The sequence below is a fragment of the Chryseobacterium sp. S0630 genome (assembly GCF_024158915.1).
Lineage (GTDB): Bacteria > Bacteroidota > Bacteroidia > Flavobacteriales > Weeksellaceae > Chryseobacterium.
Window position 1 is genome coordinate 1 of sequence record NZ_JAMZGF010000010.1, and the last position, 20,252, is coordinate 20,252.

Consider the following 20,252-nt stretch of genomic DNA (forward strand, 5'->3'; position numbering starts at 1 on the left):
ACTCAAACCCTCTCACTCACAAACTCTCAAACCCAAAAACTCGAATCCCGAAACCCGAAACTCTAAAACTCTCAAACTCTCCCACGCTCAAACCCTCTCACTCACAAACTCTCAAACCCAAAAACTCGAATCCCGCAACCCGAAACTCTCAAACTCTAAAACTCTCCCACACTCAAACCCTCTCACTCACAAACTCTCAAACCCAAAAACTCGAATCCCGAAACCCGAAACTCTAAAACTCTCAAACCCTCTTACCCTCTTACCCTCAAACTCAACAACTCTCCCACCCTCAAACTCTCACACGCACAAACTCAGCTCATCAAATTCAAAAATCTAAAACCGAATTCGTATATTTGGAAGATTAAGAAAATTTATGCTAAAAACATCAGTACAGTTCGAGAAAATTATCAGTCAGTGCCGTGATCTTTTCGGTAAAAAATTACAGGATTATGGTGCAGCATGGAGGGTTTTAAGACCGAGTTCCATTACCGATCAGATTTATATCAAAGTCAACAGGATCCGTACGCTGCAGATGACTGATAAAAAAATGGTGGATGAAAGTGAGGAAGATGAATTTATCGCCATTGTGAACTATTCTATCATTGGACTTATTCAGCTAGAGAAAGGTCTTTCCAATGATTTCAACGAAAATAAGGAAGAAATTTTAGGTCTTTATGACAAGTATGCCACTGAAGCAAAGGCTTTGATGGAGAGAAAAAACCATGATTATGGTGAGGCATGGAGAGATATGAGAATCTCTTCAATTACAGATCTTATTTATCAGAAAGTATTAAGAACTAAACAGATTGAGGATAATCAGGGAAAAACCATTGTTTCGGAAGGGCTTGATGCCAATTATTTCGATATGCTGAATTATGCAGTCTTCTGCCTTATCAAATTCTCAGAAAAAGAAAATCAATTCGAACCCAAAAATATTTAATATGCTCAAAGGTTTATTACGCTTTATTATTGCTGTTATTTTTATCCTTTCAGGCTTTGTAAAAGCCGTGGATCTGGTAGGTTTTTCTTTCAAAATGGAAGAATATTTCGCACCGCCGGTTTTCAACATGCCTTTTTTAGAAAAGTTTGCTCTGCTATTTTCCATTATCGTAGTGGTACTGGAGCTTTTCTTAGGATTTATGCTGTTGCTTAAATTAAAGCTTAAGTTTACCTTGTCCATATTAATTGCACTTTGTGTTTTCTTCGGATTCCTTACATTTTACTCAGCGTATTTCAATGTGGTAACCGACTGTGGATGTTTTGGAGATGCTATCAAATTCACTCCTTGGCAGAGCTTCTTAAAAGATGTTGTACTGCTGGTAGGATTGATTATCTTATTTATCCTTTACAGAAAAGATTTCCGTAAAAAAGATGAGTACGGAATTACTCAGAAAGAGTCTTCCAATACCTTTAAATATATCCTTTTAACAGTCTTTTCTTTAGGGATGATTTATGTTATGGCTCAAGGAATTATGCATGAACCTATTATTGATTTCCGTGATTATAAAATCGGGACTGATATAAAAGCTGAAAAAGCAAAAATTGATAAAAACCCTTCTGAATATAAAACTTTCTACACGCTGAAAAATCAGAAAACAGGAGCCGTTGTAAAAGTAAATCAGGATGATTATATCAAAAAAACAGAATACTGGGCAGAAGGCTCTCCATGGAAAATTGAAGATGGAAAGAATGAATCTGTCCTTATTAAAGAAGGCTATAAATCTGAAATTGTAAAATTCAAGATTGAAGATCCTACAGGAATGGAAGTTACCCAGGAAATCATCAACGCGCCTAAAGCTGTTCTGATTTTCTCATATCATCCAAAAGAGATTCCTGCAGATCTGCTTCAAAAAGTAGAAGCGAAGGTAAAAGCACAGAAAGGTGCTCTTATCTACGGAGTTTCCACAGAACCTAATACTTTTAAAACCATTAAAAATGTACTGATGGATGGAACTGCTATCAAAACAATAGCGAGAAGCAACCCATTTGTACTGATTCTTGAAAACGGAAAAATTATAGATAAACAGCCTGCAAAGGACTACGTTAATTAATTATAAATGATGAATGATGACTTATAAATGATCTTTCTTTGACGAGAAATAATCATGTATTAATTATCAATTATCAAATTTAAACACTAAACTTAAACATACAACAACTCATGCAAAAATCAAATAAATCAATCGCCGGTTATCATTTACTTATGATCCTTTCTTCTGTAGACGGAGAATTTGCTCCTGAGGAAGGAATGCTGGTACAGCAATACATGGCGGATGAATTTCCTTTCAGAATGAATCTTGACAACGAGCTTGAAACATTGGCTCTTTTGCAGCCTGAAGAATGGAAAGATCATTTTGAATTCCATGCAAGATGTTTCCACGAAGATTCTACAGAGGACGAGCGTGTGAAATTTGTTCAGTTTGCAAAATCACTGATCAAAGCTGATAATAAAGTAACGGAAGAGGAACATACGTTCTACGTACTGTTGAAAAACCTTTGGGGATTATAAACGCTCAACACATTGCACAAACTTAAAAAAATAAATAAATCTATATTTAAATCTTATGAGAAGAAAAATAGTTGCAGGAAACTGGAAAATGAACAAAAATGTAATTGATGCACAACAATTAATGATTCAGTTACTAAGCTATAAAAACAACAATGCTACGAATTGTGAGGTTTGGATTGCTCCACCTGCATTGTATTTGATGATGGCAAAAGATGTTTTTGAAAAGGATGAAATAGGAGTATTTTCTCAGGATATGAGCGAGCATGAAAGCGGCGCCTATACTGGTGAAATTTCTGCAGATATGCTGGAATCTATTGATGCAACCGGTTCACTAATCGGGCACTCTGAAAGAAGACAATATCACGGAGAAACAGATTCTCACTGTAACAGAAAAATCAAATTAGCTCTTGATAAAGGTCTTATTCCTGTTTATTGTAACGGAGAAACTCTTGAGCAGAGAAAAGCAGGACAGCACCTTGAGGTAGTAAAAAATCAGACTGAAGTAGCTCTTTTCACGCTTTCTGCTGAAGAGATCAAAAAAGTAGTGATTGCTTACGAACCGGTTTGGGCTATCGGAACAGGAGAAACAGCAAGTCCGGAGCAGGCTCAGGAAATCCACGCTCACATCAGAAATATTATCGCTTCAAAATACGGACAGGAAGTTGCTGACGAGGTTTCTATCCTTTACGGAGGTTCTGTAAAACCAGACAATGCTAAAGAAATTTTCTCTCAGCCGGATATCGACGGTGGTCTTATCGGAGGAGCAGCTTTGAAATTAGAGGATTTCTCTAAGATTATTGAAGCTTTTAATTAATATAAAGGATTGATATACCATCCAATAAAAAGCGGCGGAATCTTCGATTCCGCCGCTTTTCCGTTAAAAAAATCTAATTATTGAATATCGACTACATACATTGTTCCTTTGTCTACTTTACCCGTTTTAGGTAAAATTTTAGCTTTTGGATTTCCGTTTCCATCATCCACTACTCCAAAATCATCATCATTGAAAACAGCCAGTTTATTATTTCCTAAATAAACAATTCCTTCGAATTTATCATGTTCATAGCCCAGTTTTGCAACCAGATCTACGGCTAATGTTTTGGTAACAGCTTTTATTCCTGCATTGGTAATTTCATCCCATGAACACTGCTCTAAAGCTTTTCCGTTAATTTTCATTCCGTCCACCGCATTAATATCGGCTCCGTTCACATCGGAAGCATTGCTCAGATTGATTCTGTATACTTTTTTAATTCCTCCCTGAGAACCGAAATTTCCGTCTCTTTCAATCACCAGGAATTCATTATTGCTGATGGCTGTAATATCACACACCGAATCAGAAGCGCCACCATCCTGTTTGTATAAAAACTGCTTGGTTTGCCCTGTAATAATATCAAAAGTGACAATTCTCGTTAAAGTAGTATTGGTGGCCAACGCTTTACTAGGAACAAACATCATGGATTGTATTGTACCTACCAATGTTCTTCCATCCGGAGTCATGCAAAGTCCTTCCATTCCTCTGTTGGCTCTTCTTTTTGCTAAAACAGCAGGCAATTTTCTTGGTCCTGTATTTACGCCAACAGGGCTTATTCTTTCCATCTCCATTCCATCAGCACTGTAATGTACGATATGTGGACCATATTCATCAGAAACCCAGAATGTACCATCAGCGGCAGCAACAATACTTTCGCTGTCAAGACCATATTGATCAGTACCCAAAACATTTCCGGAAGCATCATAAGCTACTTCTCCGGTACTTCCCATTCCTACAGGATTTGGAAGTCCTGTAATAGGTTGTCCGGATGGATTTTTAAGTTTAATATATTTGATGACCTCTACATTTCCGTCAGCATTGATTTTAAAATGCATAATGGTTGGAGTAAAATTAGGAGCAAGAAACTTTTTCCCATTCTGGAAGTCGGTATTAGGACCTCTATCTGTAATGACATAGAATTCACCTTTTCTGGTAGGATGAGCGGCTGCTCCGGAACCAAAGCCACCGTTAATAACATCCACACCGTTTATTGTAGCCAGTTTTGTAAATGGAAATTCCTGAGGTAGTTTGGAATAATTAATATCCTGATTAATCATTGTGGTATCGTCATCACTTTTACATGAAGCCAATACTGCCAGCACTACAGTAGACCATAGCAATTTTTTCATATTCACTTTTATGGCTGCGAAAGTATAAATTGATTGTAAACTGATCTTGAATAGAATGATAATTGTTTTTTAACAATGAAAATAATAAAATAAATAGGAGATAAACAGAAAAACAACGGATTTAAAAACGAAAATCCAATAATCTGGCTAAATAATGAATCAATATGAAAATCAACTTTTTAAGAATATTTGAAAAATAATAATTCACAAAACGGACTCAATTATTTATATGATATATTTGCAGCGTTTTAAGGCTGAACAATGTTCATTAATAGGGAATCAAGTGAGAATAATATTCAAATCTTGGGCTGTACCCGCAACTGTAAACTGTTTAAACTTACTGCACGAAAAACCACTGGACCTGAAAATCCGGGAAGGAAGCTGTAAGATGTGAGCCAGGAGACCTGCCGTAAAGCACCAGATTCAGAGAAAGAATTATTTCTCCTCTGAAGATAAGTTTCGGGAATAAAACTTTAAATTAATTATATCATGAGGAAAATCTATCTTTTTTTCTTACTGCTTTGCATGCAGGTATTGTCGGCCCAATTCACAGAAAACGACATTAAATTTTGGGTAGGAACAGGTTCTAAAAAAGCATATTTCATTGCAGATTTTAATGATGACAGCTCTCCCAATTCTTATGCATGGGGATATCGTTTTGACGGCGATGGCCTGTTGATGGAAGATCTTATCAATGCAATTGTGGCAGCAGAACCCAAAATGCAGGTTGACATTCCTACAGGATATCTTTCTATTCTGAATTATAACCATCACACATCCACTACTGATGACAGCTGGATAACATGGTCTGGATCCAGTGCATCAAACATGACATGGAACAATGGTGTAGGATATACTCCTTTGGTGGACGGAAAATGGTATGGAGTTACATATGGCCTTGATCATTACGATATTCCTCCCTCTCCTCCCGTTCCAGCTTACAGTTCTGCATGGTTTACTCCGTCTCAGGTTACGAACTGGGTGGGAAGCGGAACTAATAAAAGCCTTGTCGTCATTGATTTCGGAACAGACAATGCCAACGGAAATGCCAATTCTTTTGTTTTTGGAATTAAATATAACGGAAGCATAACTGCTGAACAGGCTTTACAACTGATTCAGTCTCAGATTTCATATTTTAATTTTACATCAGCAAACAACCAGATTTCTACCTTATCATTGAACTCCTTTACAGGGAATGCTTCCGGATCTGACAGCTGGAAAGTATATAAAGGAAAAGATTTATCAAGCTGGCAAACAAAAGCCAATCTTTCTCAGATTCAACTGGGTAATAATGACTGGTTTGGATTAAGTTTTGGGCAAAGAAGACCGTTTACACCCACAGAAGCACAGTTGACTTTAGGAATTTCTTCTGTTACAAAGAAAAAATTCAGTGTTTATCCAAATCCTGCAAGTGATTTTATTCAGATTGAAACGGCTGAGAAACTGAAAGAAGTGAATATTTACTCTGTAACTGGACAGAAGATAATGACTTCTCAGGTTACTAAGATTGATATTCATTCTTTAAACTCAGGAGTTTATTTTGTGGAGATTAAAACATCTGAAAATACGATTGTACATAAGATTGTTAAGAAATAGAGAAAGCGACTTGAGTCGCTTTTTTTGTGAAGATGTGAGTAAAATATACTGTTGAAAACCACCCCGTCAAAAATTCTTTGAATTTTCGCCACCCCTCCAGAGGATGGGAATTATTACGTCTTCAGTTGGAATTTTGATCTGGTTTGTAATTTTTCTCTCACATCTGTTGTTGAATCCTTATGCTGTATTCTTACGGAATGACAAACTGTATGGATAAACCATTATTCCAATTGTGTCTTTCCACAGGAGTCTAAGCATTTGGTAAATAACTTAAATGAGTGATTAAAATACAAATCCAACAAAAAAACCGCACCAATCTGGTGCGGTTTTCTTATGATTTTAAAATCAATTATTTTTTCTCTGTAGATCTTTGTAAAACCTCATCTACCATTCCGTAGCCTTTCGCTTCTTCAGAAGTCATCCAGTAATCTCTGTCAGAAGATTTTTCTACCCACTCGTATGTTTGTCCTGAGTGATGACCGATGATTTCATAAAGTTCCTGCTTCAGTTTCAACATCTCTCTCAAGTTGATTTCCATATCAGAAGCAACTCCCTGAGCACCTCCTGAAGGCTGGTGAATCATTACTCTTGAGTGCTTAAGCGCAGAACGTTTTCCTTTTTCTCCTGCAACCAATAATACAGCTCCCATTGAAGCAGCCATACCTGTACAGATTGTTGCTACATCCGGCTTAATGATCTGCATCGTATCATAAATACCTAAACCTGCATATACACTTCCACCAGGAGAGTTGATATAGATCTGAATATCTTTTGAAGGATCAGCACTTTCTAAGAATAAAAGCTGAGCCGTAACAATGTTTGCAACCTGATCATCAATACCTGTTCCAAGGAAGATAATTCTATCCATCATCAGACGGGAGAAAACGTCCATCTGAGCAACGTTTAATCTTCTTTCTTCCATGATGTACGGAGTAAGATTCGTTGGGCCATACATTCCCATATACTGATCGGTAACCAAACCGTTGTTTCCTAAATGTTTTACAGAGAAATCTCTGAATTCTTTTTTAATGTCCATATTTCTATTATGTATTATTTTTTAAATATTCTCGAAGTTTAAATTACAATATTTATTCCTAAAATTTTATAGGACTTTTTGTCACAGAATACTCAAAAACCTGACGTCAAATTATCTTTTTCTATCTACATATATTCCTTTGATAGGTGAATATTCGATCATATTATTCAATCGGATAGACGCCTGTTTCAACAGGGTAATCTTTTTGATCAGCTCATAATATTTTACTTCATCCGTACTGCTGTACTGATCGAGTTCTTTAGCCGTTTCCTTGATCAGATAGTCAATATATCTGTATTTATGCAGCAAAACATCTCCCTTGATCTGATCTGCCACTTTATCACCATAATTGGGAGGATAAATATTTCTGGAAGCCCAGTTTTCAAGCTCATCCAACGGAATTAAAGCATCTACAACCTTGGTAGTAATTTCTTCGTCCATAAAAGATACAAAAAAGTTTCCACTTCTCAACTCATCTTTTTGAATCCCTTCCCTTACCTGATTGATAATGATCTCATTTTCTTTGACTAAAAATATATACTGTTCTTCTTCGAAATGATGAAGAATTTCTTCAATAACGGTAATATCATATTCCTCGTTCTGATCATTTCTTCTTTTCAGAATAATATCTCCGAACATCAGCATATGATCTACCAGCTTGTTCTCCATGAACAGTACATCATACAGAAAAGGATCTTCTTTTTCCTGGTCCAAAGGCACAACTTCCATCTTTGGAGCAGCTGTTTTTTCCTTCTGCTGTTGCTGAACATGATGAGTCTGATTCTGCGTGATCTGTTTCTGAACATCCAGTTCATTGAAAAGACTCTGTTCGGAAAGTCCGAATTTATTGGAAACTTCTTTAAGATAAACCTCTCTTTTCAGGGCATTCTGTACAAAAGAAACCGATTTTACAATATCCCTTATGGCTTCAGCCTTTTTGATAGGATCATTTCCGATATCTCTCAACAGAATTTCCGCCTTAAAGTCGATGAAATCCATCGCTTCATTTTCGATGTACTTTTCAACGTAATCCTGCGGATGTTTTCGGGCAAAGGAATCCGGGTCATCTCCATCTGGGAAAAGTAAAACACGGATATTCATTCCTTCTGTCAGGAGCATATCAATACTTCGGAAACTGGCCTTGATACCGGCATTATCACCGTCAAAAAGAATCGTTACATTTTCTGTAAGCCTCTTAATCAGTTTAATCTGCTCTGTAGTCAAAGACGTTCCGGAACTTGCTACCACATTTTCAATTCCGGACATATGAAGTGAAATCACGTCCATATATCCTTCCACCAAAAGACAGGCATTCTTCCTTGAAATAGCCTGTTTACTCTGGTTTAATCCGTAAAGAACATTGGATTTATGATAGATCTCCGTTTCCGGTGAGTTGAGATATTTCGCAGTCTTGACATTATTCTTCAGAATCCTTGCTCCAAAACCTAAAACCCTTCCGGAAAAACTGTGAATAGGGAAAATAACTCTTTCTCTAAAACGATCTACGCCTGCAGGAGTGTTTTCAGGGAAAATAGAAAGTCCGGATTTTTCAAGAATTTCTTTGGTATACCCTTTCTCCAGGGCATAAGCCGTGAAAGCATTTTTCTTCTCCGGAGAATATCCCAGCTGGAATTTTTTAATGATATCATCCTTCAGCTCTCTTTCTTTGAAATAAGAAAGACCTATACTTCTACCCTCCTGATCATCCCAAAGAATCTCCTGAAAATAAGTATTGGCAACCTCATGAATCTTATATAAAAGATCTTTTTCTGTCTGGGCATTTTTTGCTTCCTCAGAAATTTCACGCTGATCTTCTTCAATTTCAATTCCGTACTTCTTGGCAGCGTGGCGAAGTGCCTCAGGATAAGTAAAGTTCTCAATTTCCATAAGGAAAGAAATCGCCGTCCCTCCCTTTCCTGTAGAGAAATCCTTCCAGATCTGCTTACTGGCAGAAACTACAAAACTGGGAGTTTTTTCATCATGGAAAGGACTGAGTCCCTTGTAGTTAGACCCTGCCCTTTTCAACTGCACGTATTCACCCACAATCTCTTCAACACGGATTGTGGAGAATATCTTATCAATGGTCTGTTTGGAAATCATGCTGTAAAATTAAGTAATTTTATGGAGAAGTTGGAAGAGTTTCGGAGTTGGAGAGTCGGAGGGTTTGAGAGTTAGAGGGTTTTAGGGTTAGAGAGTGGAAACACTTTGGGCTCGGGATGACGAGATTCGAGATTTGGAGTAGTAGAGTTTGAAAGTGTAGGAGTTAAACTCATAACTTATAATTCATCATTCATAATTAATAACTTCCAGCTTCTAGCTTTCAACTGCTAATTTCTAACTTCTAACTTCTAGTTTCTCATTTAAAACTCATAAATCATTATTTTTGCAAAACAAATTAGTATATGCAGTTCACTATCAATACAATCGAAGACTGGCAGGAAGTTGTTGACAGCATCATTCCTCAATTAAAACATAATATTCTTTTACTAAAAGGAAATCTGGGAGCAGGTAAAACCACATTTACTCAATTTCTGCTTAAAAATATGGGTAGCAAGGATGAAGTAAACTCTCCTACGTATTCTATTGTGAATGAATACAATACAGAAAAAGGAAAAGTTTATCATTTTGATCTTTACCGTCTTAAAAACATTGAAGAAGTCTATGATATCGGAATCGAAGAATATCTGGACAATTCTTTTTTATGCATTATCGAATGGCCGGAAGTGTATGAAGAGGAGCTTTATGGCCTTAACTACCATACAATGAGCATAGTGAACACGGGTGAAAACAGAGAAATTTCATTCGATTAAATATTATGTATCTTTGCTCATTAATTGAGTGTAAAAAACAATCTGTAAGACATAATTTAATTTAAGGATGAGTACAAATATTTTTACTCCTTTCACAGAAGAAGAATTAATGCCGAAAGAGGAAAAATTGGATGTTATAAAAAAAGGAAAACAATTCAGTATTGGAATTCCTAAAGAAACCTGTCTCAACGAAAGGAGAACCTGCATTACTCCTGACGCCGTACAGGTGTTGGTAGAGCACGGCCATGAGATCATTATTGAATCAGGAGCCGGACAAGGTTCATTTTTTACAGATTTACAGTATTCCGAATCTGGAGCGAAAATCACCAATGATCCGAAGGAAGCTTTCGGGCAGGATCTTATTCTGAAGGTGAATCCTCCTACAGAAGATGAAATTGAGTACATGAAACCTAATACGTATCTGGTTTCGGCACTTCAGATCAATCTTAGAGACAAGGAGTATTTCTTAAAGCTTGCAGAGAAAAAAATAAATGCCATCGCTTTTGAGTTTATCGTTGATGAATACAAGCAACTGGCTTTGGTAAGATTAGTCGGTGAAATTGCAGGAACCGTTTCTATTTTATACGCCTCTGAATTATTAGCCTTATCAAACGGTTTAATGCTTGGTGGAATTACAGGAGTAAGACCTGCAGAAGTTGTGATTCTTGGCGCTGGAATTGTGGGTGAATTTGCTACAAAAGCAGCCATTGGTTTAGGAGCGAGTGTAAAGGTTTTCGATAACTCTTTATCAAAGCTGAGAAGGCTTCATACGATTGTTGACAGCCGTGTACCGACTTCTATTATTGATCCTAAAGAACTCAGCAAAAGTTTAAGACGTGCTGATGTAGTGATCGGAGCTCTTCCAAGATTAAACATGACACCTATCGTTACGGAAGATATGGTCATGAAAATGAAAAAAGGCAGTGTCATCATTGATATCACGATAGATAATGGTAAAGTGATTGAAACTTCCGAATTAACAACCATGGAAGATCCTTACATCATCAAACACGGTGTTATCCATTGCGGACTTCCGAACCTTACCTCAAGAATGCCGAGAACCACCACCAAGGCTATCTCGAATTTCTTCCTTTCCTATATTTTAAATTATGACGAAGAGGGCGGCTTTGAAAACATGCTGATCCGCAAAAACGAAATGAAGCAGAGCTTATATATGTACAAAGGAAGGCATACCAAAAAGATCATCTGCGACCGTTTCGGACTTACGTACCACGATATCAATCTTTTAATTTTCTAATGAAGAAACTGAAATTTTATGCAATAGGCTTCGTTCCGGGGCTTTTGATCGTATTTTTTATTTTAAACAAAAAAGGGGCAAGCTGCAGCGGATATTTACCGAACAGCCGTGTGATTGCTGAAAGTCTTTCCAAAGAATTCAAATATTCTGAAGAGGCTAAAAATGCAATGACGACTTACAAGATTGATGAGAAATTTATAAAAGACAGCATCATTACCAACGGAAAAGTAGATTTTGACCGTAGTCATGCACAGAAAAAACCATGTCCGGATTACCTTATCACCTACCCTGAAAAAAATCCTTCTTACGAAATCACTTTTGAAAAGTGTGAAGAAACCGTGACGGTAAACGGTCTTAAGAAACTTAAATAGTTTTCAGTAACCACAAGCTATGGACGGCAATTACTACATGATTCATGATTATCTGATATTCATCGGAGTTTTTGCCATTTTCCTGTTTCTGACTGTCAGTATTTATCTCTTCAGCCAGAATCAGAAGCTGAAACAGAGAAATACCAAACTGACAGAAACCAATAAACTTATCGAGCAGCGTCTGAATGAAGTCCGTCTGGAACATATCGGGACAAAGCTGAATCCACATTTGTTTAAAAATATTCTGAATTCGGTACAGTCTCATGCTTATCAGACCTATATGTCACTGGATAAACTGGCTAATGTACTGGATTATATTTTATACGAAAGCAACAATAAGTATGTAAGCCCGAAAGAAGAGCTTAGCTTTGCTTTAAGCCTTATTGAGATTAATAAAATCAAGATCAATCCACTTTTTGACTTCAGAATCAAATCAAAGATTAATAAATCTGATGCTTTGTATGAGGAAAAGGTATTTGCTCCGCTGATCTCTGTGGATCTTATTGAAAATGCCTTCAAACATACAGATTTTCTGGCTCAGGACTCTTTTATTTCTATTTATATGGAGCTTGAAGGTGGAGTTTTCACCATGAAAGTCAGCAATAAAGCATCTCTGAAAAATGTTCTGGAAAAGGAAAAAAGCGGCTTCGGAAGCCAGTCTTTTGATCAGAGGCTTAAAATGATCTACAGTACTTATTATCAGCTGGAAAGAAGTTCAAAAAACGGAATCTTTACTGCAGAATTAAAAATCAATTTAGGAGAATTCTATGATAAAATGCGTTATTCTGGATGATGAATTACTGGCGATCAGTTATTTAAAGCTTCTATGCGAACAGATTGAGAATGTAGAAGTGGTAAAAGCATTCAATGATCCTAAAATCTTTCTGAACGAAATAGACAGCCTCGACTGTAATCTGTGCATTCTGGATATTGAAATGCCCGGAATGACAGGGCTTCAGGTAGCTGAGATTATCTCAGGTTCTAAAAAAATCATTTTTACAACAGCTTATAAAGAATATGCAGCCGAAGCTTTCGATTTGAATGTAGTGGATTATGTGAGAAAACCCATCAAAAAAGAAAGACTGATCCAAGCCTTCGAAAAAGCTAAAGAACTGGTAGAAAATACGCCTAAAAAGACCTTTATCGAGTGGAATACCAATATTGGAAAAACGGTTATATTCACAGAGCAGATTTCCTACATCAAAACCTCTGAAATTGATAGCAGAGATAAAGATATTATCCTAAGCGACGGAACAACCATCGTATTAAAAAACCTGAATTTTAAAAACCTTCTTGAAATGCTTCCTGCGAAAGATTTTGCTCAGGTCAACAAAAAAGAGATTATTGCATTGTCTTCCATTAAGGTATTTTCAACCAACGAAATCATCACTACAATTCCTACGGAAGATCACTCTTTTCTGAAACTTCAGATTGGAGATGCTTATAAAAATTCCCTGATGGAGCTCTTCGGAAAATAGATCTTTTTCAAATCTTTCCGGTTTCGTTACAGAATATAAGCCCTTCATTACAACTCCCCTTTTTCAGTATTGAATCCCTTTAATTTTGCATGGAATTAATTGATTTTATAATGAAAAACTTTTTCTATGCTGCAGGACTTCTCATATCCGGCTTATGTTTTTCCCAGGAAGCTTCTTCAAAATTGAAGGCCTCTTTTTTTGACGGAATAGCAGTAGCCGGATATGTAGATCATGGTGCTTACCTCAACTTTACAGGCCCAAATGTAAATTTTACCCATAAAAATCTAAAATTCATTCTGGGAATGCTTCCTTCCCTGAGAATTAAAGAAGACCATTCTTCAGGAACCAAAAACAGTCCTATCATGCCTACACTGGGAGCAGGTCTTACAATAGTATATAAAAAGATAGCCTTCCAGATTCCTGCCTACTATAACACTAAGACAGCGGATCAGAATGGGAACTGGAAAATAGGCTTCGGACTCGGCTATTCATTCAAATAGATTTTATTACATTTTTTAGAACATTCATTACATTTAAAAAAAAAGAGTATTTAACATAACTATATTCTTTTCAACTTTGCATAAAATATTGGAATCATGAATTTGGGGAAATACAAAAATTTAATTTTCTACATTACGACCATCGCAGTCTTTTCCGCTCTGATGTATTATTTTATCATCGAAGGGCAAACGCTGGAAGTAAAAGAAAATATCGTTGCCAATACCAGCAGCGGCTCTACCTGGGAAAATTTCCTGGAATCCTTTAAAACCAATCTTCACCATCCGCTTGCCTTATTATTGGCCCAGATTGTCACCATCATTATGACGGCAAGACTTTTCGGGTGGATTTGTATGAAAATAAAACAACCTACGGTAATCGGAGAAATGATTGCAGGTATTGTGCTGGGACCATCATTAGTAGGAATGTACTTCCCTGAGTTTTCCGCTTTTCTTTTCCCAAAAGAATCATTAGGCAACCTTCAGTTTCTGAGCCAGATAGGTCTTATCCTTTTCATGTATATCGTGGGGATGGAGCTGGATCTGAGTGTATTAAGAAAAAAAGCTCATGATGCCGTGGTGATCAGCCATGCAAGTATTATTATTCCTTTTGCTTTAGGAATTGGGCTTTCCTATTTTGTATATCAGGAATTTGCACCGGATGGTATTCAGTTTACTTCTTTTGCTTTATTCATAGCCATTTCTATGAGTATTACGGCATTTCCGGTACTGGCGAGAATTGTACAGGAGAGAAATCTTCAGAAAACCAAACTGGGAACCATTGTGATTACCTGTGCTGCAGCCGATGATATTACGGCATGGTGTATTCTTGCGGCCGTAATTGCTATTGTAAAAGCAGGTTCTTTCACAAGTTCCATCTATGTGATCATCATGGCAATCGCCTACGTATTTTTAATGATTAAAATTGTCAGACCATTCCTGAAAAGAATCGGAGATCTTCAGGCAGGAAAAAATACGATCAGTAAACCTATGGTCGCTATTTTCTTTCTGACACTTATTTTGTCTGCATATGCTACTGAAGTAATCGGTATTCATGCTTTATTCGGAGCTTTTATGGCGGGTGCCATTATGCCTGAGAATACAAAATTCCGTACGCTTTTCATTGATAAAGTAGAAGATGTGGCTTTGGTACTTTTACTTCCGTTATTCTTTGTATTTACAGGACTTCGTACCCAAATCGGACTACTAAATGACAGCCATCTTTGGATGACCGCCGGATTTATTATTCTAACCGCTGTTCTCGGAAAATTTGCAGGAAGTGCATTGACAGCACGATTTGTAGGCATTAACTGGAAAGAAAGCTTAACCATCGGGGCTCTGATGAACACCAGAGGTCTTATGGAACTTATTGTTCTGAACATCGGATATGATCTTGGAGTTTTAAGTCCTGAAATTTTTGCAATGCTTGTGATTATGGCACTTTTCACCACTTTCATGACAGGCCCTGCGTTAGACTTCATTAATTTTATTTTTAAATCCAAAAAAAATCAGGAAGAACCGACTCATGAAAACGATTCCAAGTACCGTGTTCTCCTTTCTTTTGATAAACCGGAATCCGGAAGCACCTTGTTGAAACTTGCACACAACTTTACCCATAAAATGAACGGCAATAAAAGCATCACTGCCATGAATATTGCTCCGGTAGATGAGATGCACGCCTATGATATCAACGAGTATGAAGACTCACAATTTCAGAATGTAATTGAAACTTCTCATGACCTTAATCTGGAAGTGACTACCCTCTTCAAAGCCTCTACCGATATTGAAAGTGATCTTACCAGTATTACCAATAAAGGACATTATGACATCCTGCTCATCATGCTTGGAAAATCAATGTATGAAGGAAGTCTGTTAGGCCGTTTATTGGGTTTTACAACCAAAATCATTAATCCTGAAAAACTTCTGAATACCGTAAAAGGGAAAGGAAACATATTCAACAATTCTCCTTTTGACGACTTTACCCTTCAGATTCTGGACAAAACCAATATTCCTGTGGGAGTTTTGGTGGAAAAAGGCTTTAAAGCTGCAGACAAAGTGTTTGTTCCGATCTTTAATCTGAGTGATTTTTACCTTCTTGAATATGCTAAAAGGCTGATCAATAACAATAATTCTCAGATTATTATTCTGGATGCTGCAGGACAGATCAGAAACAATATTGAAGTGAAAGAACTGATCAGAAGCATTGAGCAGGTAGCTCCTAATCATATCACCTTGTACAATGAGAAAAAGATTGAGAAAGATTTTCTGAATTCTCAGGATCTGATGCTGATCAGCAGCAAAAGCTGGAAAAATCTGATTGATACAAAGAGTCTTTGGCTGTCTGATATTCCATCAACATTAATAATATCAAATCCATAGCATAAAATAACACACCGATATTTCTATTTCTATTGAAGCTGTAAATATTATTCGTTGTCTGTAAAGAAAAAACGGGTATATTTATAGCTTCAATTTTTTGGGACATGCTGATTAACAGTGAAAAGGGAGTTATAGAGCTGAAAGCCTTTACGACTGAGCTTTATAAAGGAATGAGTCTTGATCAGCTGAAACAGTCTGATTTTTATAAAGAAAAATATCATACGCTCTGGGATGTAAAAACCGGATATTATTGGTATTATTTTAAGAGTATAGAAATAGCAGGCTACCAGGTATCTTTCAGTATATGCTTTTTCGGAGATCAGCTGGATAGTATCCATATGAATACCTGGGAAAAGACGGATGCAAAAGACTGGAATGATTGGACAGAAGAAAAAGAAATGAACGTTTTCTACCGGAATAACTCTTTTCTGACCAAGGTTCTTGGAATTCCACCCACCCAAAAAAAGAAAACACCTTACCCAAGCTGTACCTTCAAATTTCCCTGGGGAAATATATGGTCGGTCTACGATCCGAGAAGTGCCAGCAGCTTTATGGGAATCAGCTTTAATGAAGAGGAAAAAACAAATAAAAAATAACTTATAACCAAAGAATAAGATAATACTATGTGCCGATACTCCATGATGGTTTACAAAGGTCATTATGCCTGTTTCAACTGCCAGAAAACTTTCAAACGCCGCCATCTGAAAGATGTGGATCGGGATGCTCAGGTCTCTGTGGAAGCCAAGTGCCCGGAATGTGGAAGTCTGATGGCCAATATGGGACTTGACTTTAAATCGCCGGCAAAAAATGACGATAAACAATGGGCTCATATCCGTGATTTGTATACAGTTGGAATCACTTTCCATTCATGTGGATGTTCCGGTCCCGGATATATTCCTCAGGATCGAAAAGCTATTATTCATTATCTTGAAAAAATCCGCTCAGAATATATGCACGCGTTAGTATTCTGGAGATACCGCATAGAACCTGAAAATAAAAAAGAACGCGAATTGGATTATCAAAAAAACAGAGGTCATTTATGGACAGTCAACCGAAATGCTTTTAAGGAAACAGTGAGCAATCAGGAAGGAATCAATTATTGGCTTAAAAGGATTAATGAAGTAGAAGAAAGGCTTAATATTATCAAAGCTGATCAACAGAAATAACAGATATTATTCTGCCAGTTTCAGGAGCTTTTTGAAACTCTCTGTTAAGCTTTTTTCCTGTTCAGACGGATAATCAGCACCGATATTAAATCCACGCCCTGTAGTATTACTGATCATAATGATATTTCCATTTTCAAAATAATTCCTGGTTGTAATAACCTCGGATTTATTGAAATCAAAGGCTTCCGTATCATTATTCTCTTTCATTGCTTTAGTATCGTAGAAAAGCGGACGATTATACCTGTACTCTTTCTCGAAAACAAAAGATAGCTGCCCGTTCATAAGATAATATTCGATCAGCATTTGTCCCATTTCTCCATAATGTCTGGCAATAACTTTTTCCAGCCCTTTATCGGTATAATAAAATGTGGCCTCCCCGCCTTCTGCTGATTCTCCTTCAATATCCTTCTTTTTAACAGAGGTCCATTTTGTTATGGAATTGATACTTTTAAAATTAGCCTGAATAGGTTTTATCCTATTTTTTAAACCCTTGCTGCCCGTAGTATCTTTCTCGTTAAATGTTTCCCCAGTCTTTACAGTATCCTGTGCTTTAGTGGTGAAAAAAACAGACGCTGGATCGCCGGACTTCTGAGCATATACAGAACCCCAACTGATCAATATTATGAAAACTCCGTATAAGAATCTATTCTTCATATTGGCTTTTTTATAGCTTTAAAATTAATAATAACTTTTGGTTGTATTGTATATCATGAAACCACAAAAGTCACAAAAGTTTCTTTGTTGGCTTGTTTTAAGTTACTACTAACTGTTTTTAAAAGGTATATAAGTTTTAAAATATAGTAGCTTAGATTCCTATGGAATGACATAATTGGAATGATTGTCTTACCCATACTGTTTGTCATTCCGTAGAAATCCAGCCACCTTAAACCAACAAGAAAGCATCAACAGAAATTAAATCCTGCTCCTATCTCACAACTGCAGACGGAACATTCCCATCCTCTGGAGGGGTGGCGAAAATTCAAAGAATTTTTGACGGGGTGGTTTTCAATACACCATCAATCTCATGTCGTAATTCTACTACAATTTTTAAAATTTAATCCAAAAAAATAATTTCCAATAGAGTTTTTTAATAGCTTTATCAGATAATTCACTTTGGATGGAAATTGATTTCTTACAATATCAAGTACGGAATGGAGACACGTTGACCTCTATCGCTTCCCGGCTGGGCATGACCAGCGAGGAGCTGAAGTTGTTTCATAATTCCCATTGCCAAAAGATGGATAAGGTTTGGTTTGAAAGCCTTAATGATGTTAAAAAGATCTTTGTTCCTACAAATTTTAAAACCAAAGCAGAAAAAGAGCAAGAAAGAAAAAATACTTTTCCTTCTCAGTGGTCTGATTCTTTTTGGGCTAAAAGATATACAGTAAACGAAACTTTTGAAACGCCGTATGAACCTTCAGTTAACATCAGTTACACCATTGAGCTTAATCTCCGCAAAGACAAAAATACAGGTCGGCATATCCTGAATTATCTTCAAAGTGATTTTAAATCCAACGGAAATACTCCTGATGATAAGGTAAGTAGTCTTTCCATTGCATGTATGCAAAGCATTATGCCTCTTGAATTTGTGATCAATGAACAAGGCAAAATTACCGGATTTGCAGACCATAAGGAAATGATAGAGACTTTTTCCGAACAACGTAAAGAACTTGAGGAGTTTTATGTAGGTGAAATTTTTCAAAATTATCTGAATACGTTTGAAAGAAGTATCAATGATGAAATGTTTTTATTACAGCAGTTTCAGAGTACGCTCCTATTTCAGACCCTATTTCCAAAGATAGATTGGTTTCAGAAGAAGACAAGGTGGAAAGAATCTTTCTACTTAATACAAAACTCTTTTTCTGTACAATGTGAACTCAATATCGAACAGAAAAATGAAGATGACAACTCTGTTTTGACCATTTTAACCGGTAAAATCACTCAATTATGTACTTCGCAGGAAATCATGCGAGGTATTAAACTTCAGGAATCAACGTCTGAACCAGCATCCGGAAACATTTTATTAGAATACACCACACAAATCAAAAATAAGAATCTACTTCAGGTGAAAGCTTCGGTTTTACTCAGTCATGAAGAAGAATTTATTCACCAGCATCACATCAATATAACACAATGATAATATGAAAAATTATGTCACACAGAAAGGCGATACGTTTGGTTCGCTGGCTCGGCAGTTTAAGCTGAAAAATGAGGGTATTTTAAAAACGTACCATAATCTTCACTGCTCACAGGAAGATGTTATGCAGGAAGCTGTTCCAGGAAAAACAATTTTAATTCCGGAAGATCCTCAGCTTATGGCTGAAGAGACAGAACCTCAAAATACCTCCACTTCTTCACAGCAGGAATCGGCAGAGAATGTATCCGAAAGTGAAGAAAACGCTCCAGAAGAGCAACCCGAAGGTGGAGAACAATCATCTGAAAAAAACGGACAACAAAGGGACAAAGAGGAAAAAAAAGATAAAGAAGACAGTGGTTCCAGTCCTCACGAAGGAAAATATTTCATCGTGCAGAAAGGGACAGTGCAATGCAATCAGGGATTTAAATTTCCAAAATTTAAAGTAACCAGCCACCAGAAACACTATTGGAATGATGAGGAAGGACAGGCAGACTATCTCGCTGTAACGGAAGATGATCTTCAGTTTGATCCTGCTGCACAACCATTCGGGCAGTGTAAACTGAAGCCTACCTCCGGAGGATATCTTCCGTGTGCTTACGCTCCTGCCGGAAAATGGCAGAAAACGTATGAAAAAGTAAAAGTCCTGGGAAAAAGCTGTCTTACAGAAATCTCAGAACTGATGTGCAGCACAGGAGGAAAAATCACCATTCTAAAGCACGGACAGCAAAGTGAGGCAGGCAAAAGCCATGTTGCAAAAGCAAATACACAGGAACAGCAGGCTTATAATCCCGTTGTGGATTTTGATGAATTCAAGGAAGATACAAAAGGGACAGACGAACTTTATTACAGCTAAGC

General features: G+C 36.9%; 20 protein-coding genes and 1 riboswitch. Of the genes, 16 read left to right on the forward strand and 4 right to left on the reverse strand.

The window, feature by feature from the left end; genetic code table 11:
* Positions 1-373: 373 nt before the first annotated feature.
* From NK356_RS06600 to tpiA, 4 genes are all read left to right on the forward strand, one after another.
* Complete coding sequence (locus tag NK356_RS06600; RefSeq protein WP_253316541.1) at positions 374-940, forward strand: DUF1599 domain-containing protein; 567 nt, start codon at positions 374-376, stop codon at positions 938-940.
* A 1-nt stretch (position 941) separates the two neighbouring features.
* Positions 942-2,051, forward strand: a complete 1,110-nt coding sequence (locus NK356_RS06605; protein ID WP_034692302.1) for a BT_3928 family protein — start codon at positions 942-944, stop codon at positions 2,049-2,051.
* A 110-nt stretch (positions 2,052-2,161) separates the two neighbouring features.
* Positions 2,162-2,509 carry a TerB family tellurite resistance protein gene (locus NK356_RS06610; RefSeq protein WP_034692300.1) on the forward strand — a complete coding sequence of 116 codons (348 nt, stop codon included), beginning with the start codon at positions 2,162-2,164 and terminating at the stop codon, positions 2,507-2,509.
* Positions 2,510-2,564: 55 nt separating this feature from the next.
* Positions 2,565-3,323 carry a triose-phosphate isomerase gene (gene tpiA, locus NK356_RS06615; RefSeq protein WP_062671267.1) on the forward strand — a complete coding sequence of 253 codons (759 nt, stop codon included), beginning with the start codon at positions 2,565-2,567 and terminating at the stop codon, positions 3,321-3,323.
* 77 nt (positions 3,324-3,400) lie between these two features.
* On the opposite strand, the gene NK356_RS06620 is transcribed toward tpiA, so the two are convergent.
* Positions 3,401-4,669, reverse strand: a complete 1,269-nt coding sequence (locus NK356_RS06620; protein ID WP_253316542.1) for an esterase-like activity of phytase family protein — start codon at positions 4,667-4,669, stop codon at positions 3,401-3,403.
* A gap of 234 nt (positions 4,670-4,903) precedes the next feature.
* Positions 4,904-5,096, forward strand: a riboswitch (cobalamin riboswitch).
* A 62-nt stretch (positions 5,097-5,158) separates the two neighbouring features.
* On the opposite strand from NK356_RS06620, the gene NK356_RS06625 reads away from it, so the two are divergent.
* Complete coding sequence (locus NK356_RS06625) at positions 5,159-6,265, forward strand: T9SS type A sorting domain-containing protein (RefSeq protein WP_253316543.1); 1,107 nt, start codon at positions 5,159-5,161, stop codon at positions 6,263-6,265.
* A 349-nt stretch (positions 6,266-6,614) separates the two neighbouring features.
* On the opposite strand, the gene clpP is transcribed toward NK356_RS06625, so the two are convergent.
* Entirely contained in the window at positions 6,615-7,301 is a 687-nt protein-coding gene (gene clpP, locus NK356_RS06630; RefSeq protein WP_027373257.1) for an ATP-dependent Clp endopeptidase proteolytic subunit ClpP, read from the reverse strand.
* Between the two features lie 111 nt (positions 7,302-7,412).
* Entirely contained in the window at positions 7,413-9,401 is a 1,989-nt protein-coding gene (dnaG, locus tag NK356_RS06635; protein WP_253316544.1) for a DNA primase, read from the reverse strand.
* A gap of 302 nt (positions 9,402-9,703) precedes the next feature.
* On the opposite strand from dnaG, the gene tsaE reads away from it, so the two are divergent.
* From tsaE to NK356_RS06680, 9 genes are all read left to right on the forward strand, one after another.
* Entirely contained in the window at positions 9,704-10,111 is a 408-nt protein-coding gene (gene tsaE, locus NK356_RS06640) for a tRNA (adenosine(37)-N6)-threonylcarbamoyltransferase complex ATPase subunit type 1 TsaE (protein ID WP_034692294.1), read from the forward strand.
* A 67-nt stretch (positions 10,112-10,178) separates the two neighbouring features.
* A complete protein-coding gene (locus NK356_RS06645) occupies positions 10,179-11,369 on the forward strand; it encodes an alanine dehydrogenase (RefSeq protein ID WP_034692293.1) in 1,191 nt (396 codons plus the stop codon).
* A complete protein-coding gene (locus tag NK356_RS06650; RefSeq protein ID WP_034692291.1) occupies positions 11,369-11,740 on the forward strand; it encodes a DUF4258 domain-containing protein in 372 nt (123 codons plus the stop codon). The genes NK356_RS06645 and NK356_RS06650 overlap by 1 nt, the downstream gene beginning before the upstream one ends.
* 19 nt (positions 11,741-11,759) lie before the next feature.
* Positions 11,760-12,533, forward strand: a complete 774-nt coding sequence (locus NK356_RS06655) for a histidine kinase (RefSeq protein WP_253316545.1) — start codon at positions 11,760-11,762, stop codon at positions 12,531-12,533.
* Entirely contained in the window at positions 12,508-13,218 is a 711-nt protein-coding gene (locus NK356_RS06660; RefSeq protein WP_034692290.1) for a LytTR family DNA-binding domain-containing protein, read from the forward strand. Before NK356_RS06655 ends, NK356_RS06660 begins: the two co-directional genes overlap by 26 nt.
* Positions 13,219-13,328: 110 nt before the next feature.
* Entirely contained in the window at positions 13,329-13,718 is a 390-nt protein-coding gene (locus NK356_RS06665) for a hypothetical protein (RefSeq protein ID WP_034692288.1), read from the forward strand.
* 96 nt (positions 13,719-13,814) lie between these two features.
* Positions 13,815-16,094 carry a cation:proton antiporter gene (locus NK356_RS06670; protein ID WP_034692287.1) on the forward strand — a complete coding sequence of 760 codons (2,280 nt, stop codon included), beginning with the start codon at positions 13,815-13,817 and terminating at the stop codon, positions 16,092-16,094.
* A gap of 104 nt (positions 16,095-16,198) precedes the next feature.
* The gene (locus NK356_RS06675; protein ID WP_034692285.1) at positions 16,199-16,690 is read left to right on the forward strand and encodes a hypothetical protein; all 492 of its coding nucleotides are present in this window, start codon (positions 16,199-16,201) and stop codon (positions 16,688-16,690) included.
* 42 nt (positions 16,691-16,732) lie between these two features.
* Positions 16,733-17,260, forward strand: a complete 528-nt coding sequence (locus NK356_RS06680) for a hypothetical protein (RefSeq protein ID WP_367399297.1) — start codon at positions 16,733-16,735, stop codon at positions 17,258-17,260.
* 6 nt (positions 17,261-17,266) lie between these two features.
* On the opposite strand, the gene NK356_RS06685 is transcribed toward NK356_RS06680, so the two are convergent.
* Positions 17,267-17,914 (reverse strand): hypothetical protein, encoded by a 648-nt coding sequence (locus NK356_RS06685; protein ID WP_034692283.1) that lies wholly within the window; start codon positions 17,912-17,914, stop codon positions 17,267-17,269.
* A 463-nt stretch (positions 17,915-18,377) separates the two neighbouring features.
* Between NK356_RS06685 and NK356_RS06690 the strand changes: the two genes are divergently transcribed.
* Both NK356_RS06690 and NK356_RS06695 read left to right on the forward strand, forming a co-directional pair.
* Positions 18,378-19,397 carry a LysM peptidoglycan-binding domain-containing protein gene (locus tag NK356_RS06690; protein WP_253316546.1) on the forward strand — a complete coding sequence of 340 codons (1,020 nt, stop codon included), beginning with the start codon at positions 18,378-18,380 and terminating at the stop codon, positions 19,395-19,397.
* Positions 19,398-19,401: 4 nt separating this feature from the next.
* Complete coding sequence (locus NK356_RS06695; RefSeq protein ID WP_253316547.1) at positions 19,402-20,250, forward strand: DUF4280 domain-containing protein; 849 nt, start codon at positions 19,402-19,404, stop codon at positions 20,248-20,250.
* Positions 20,251-20,252 lie beyond the last annotated feature (2 nt).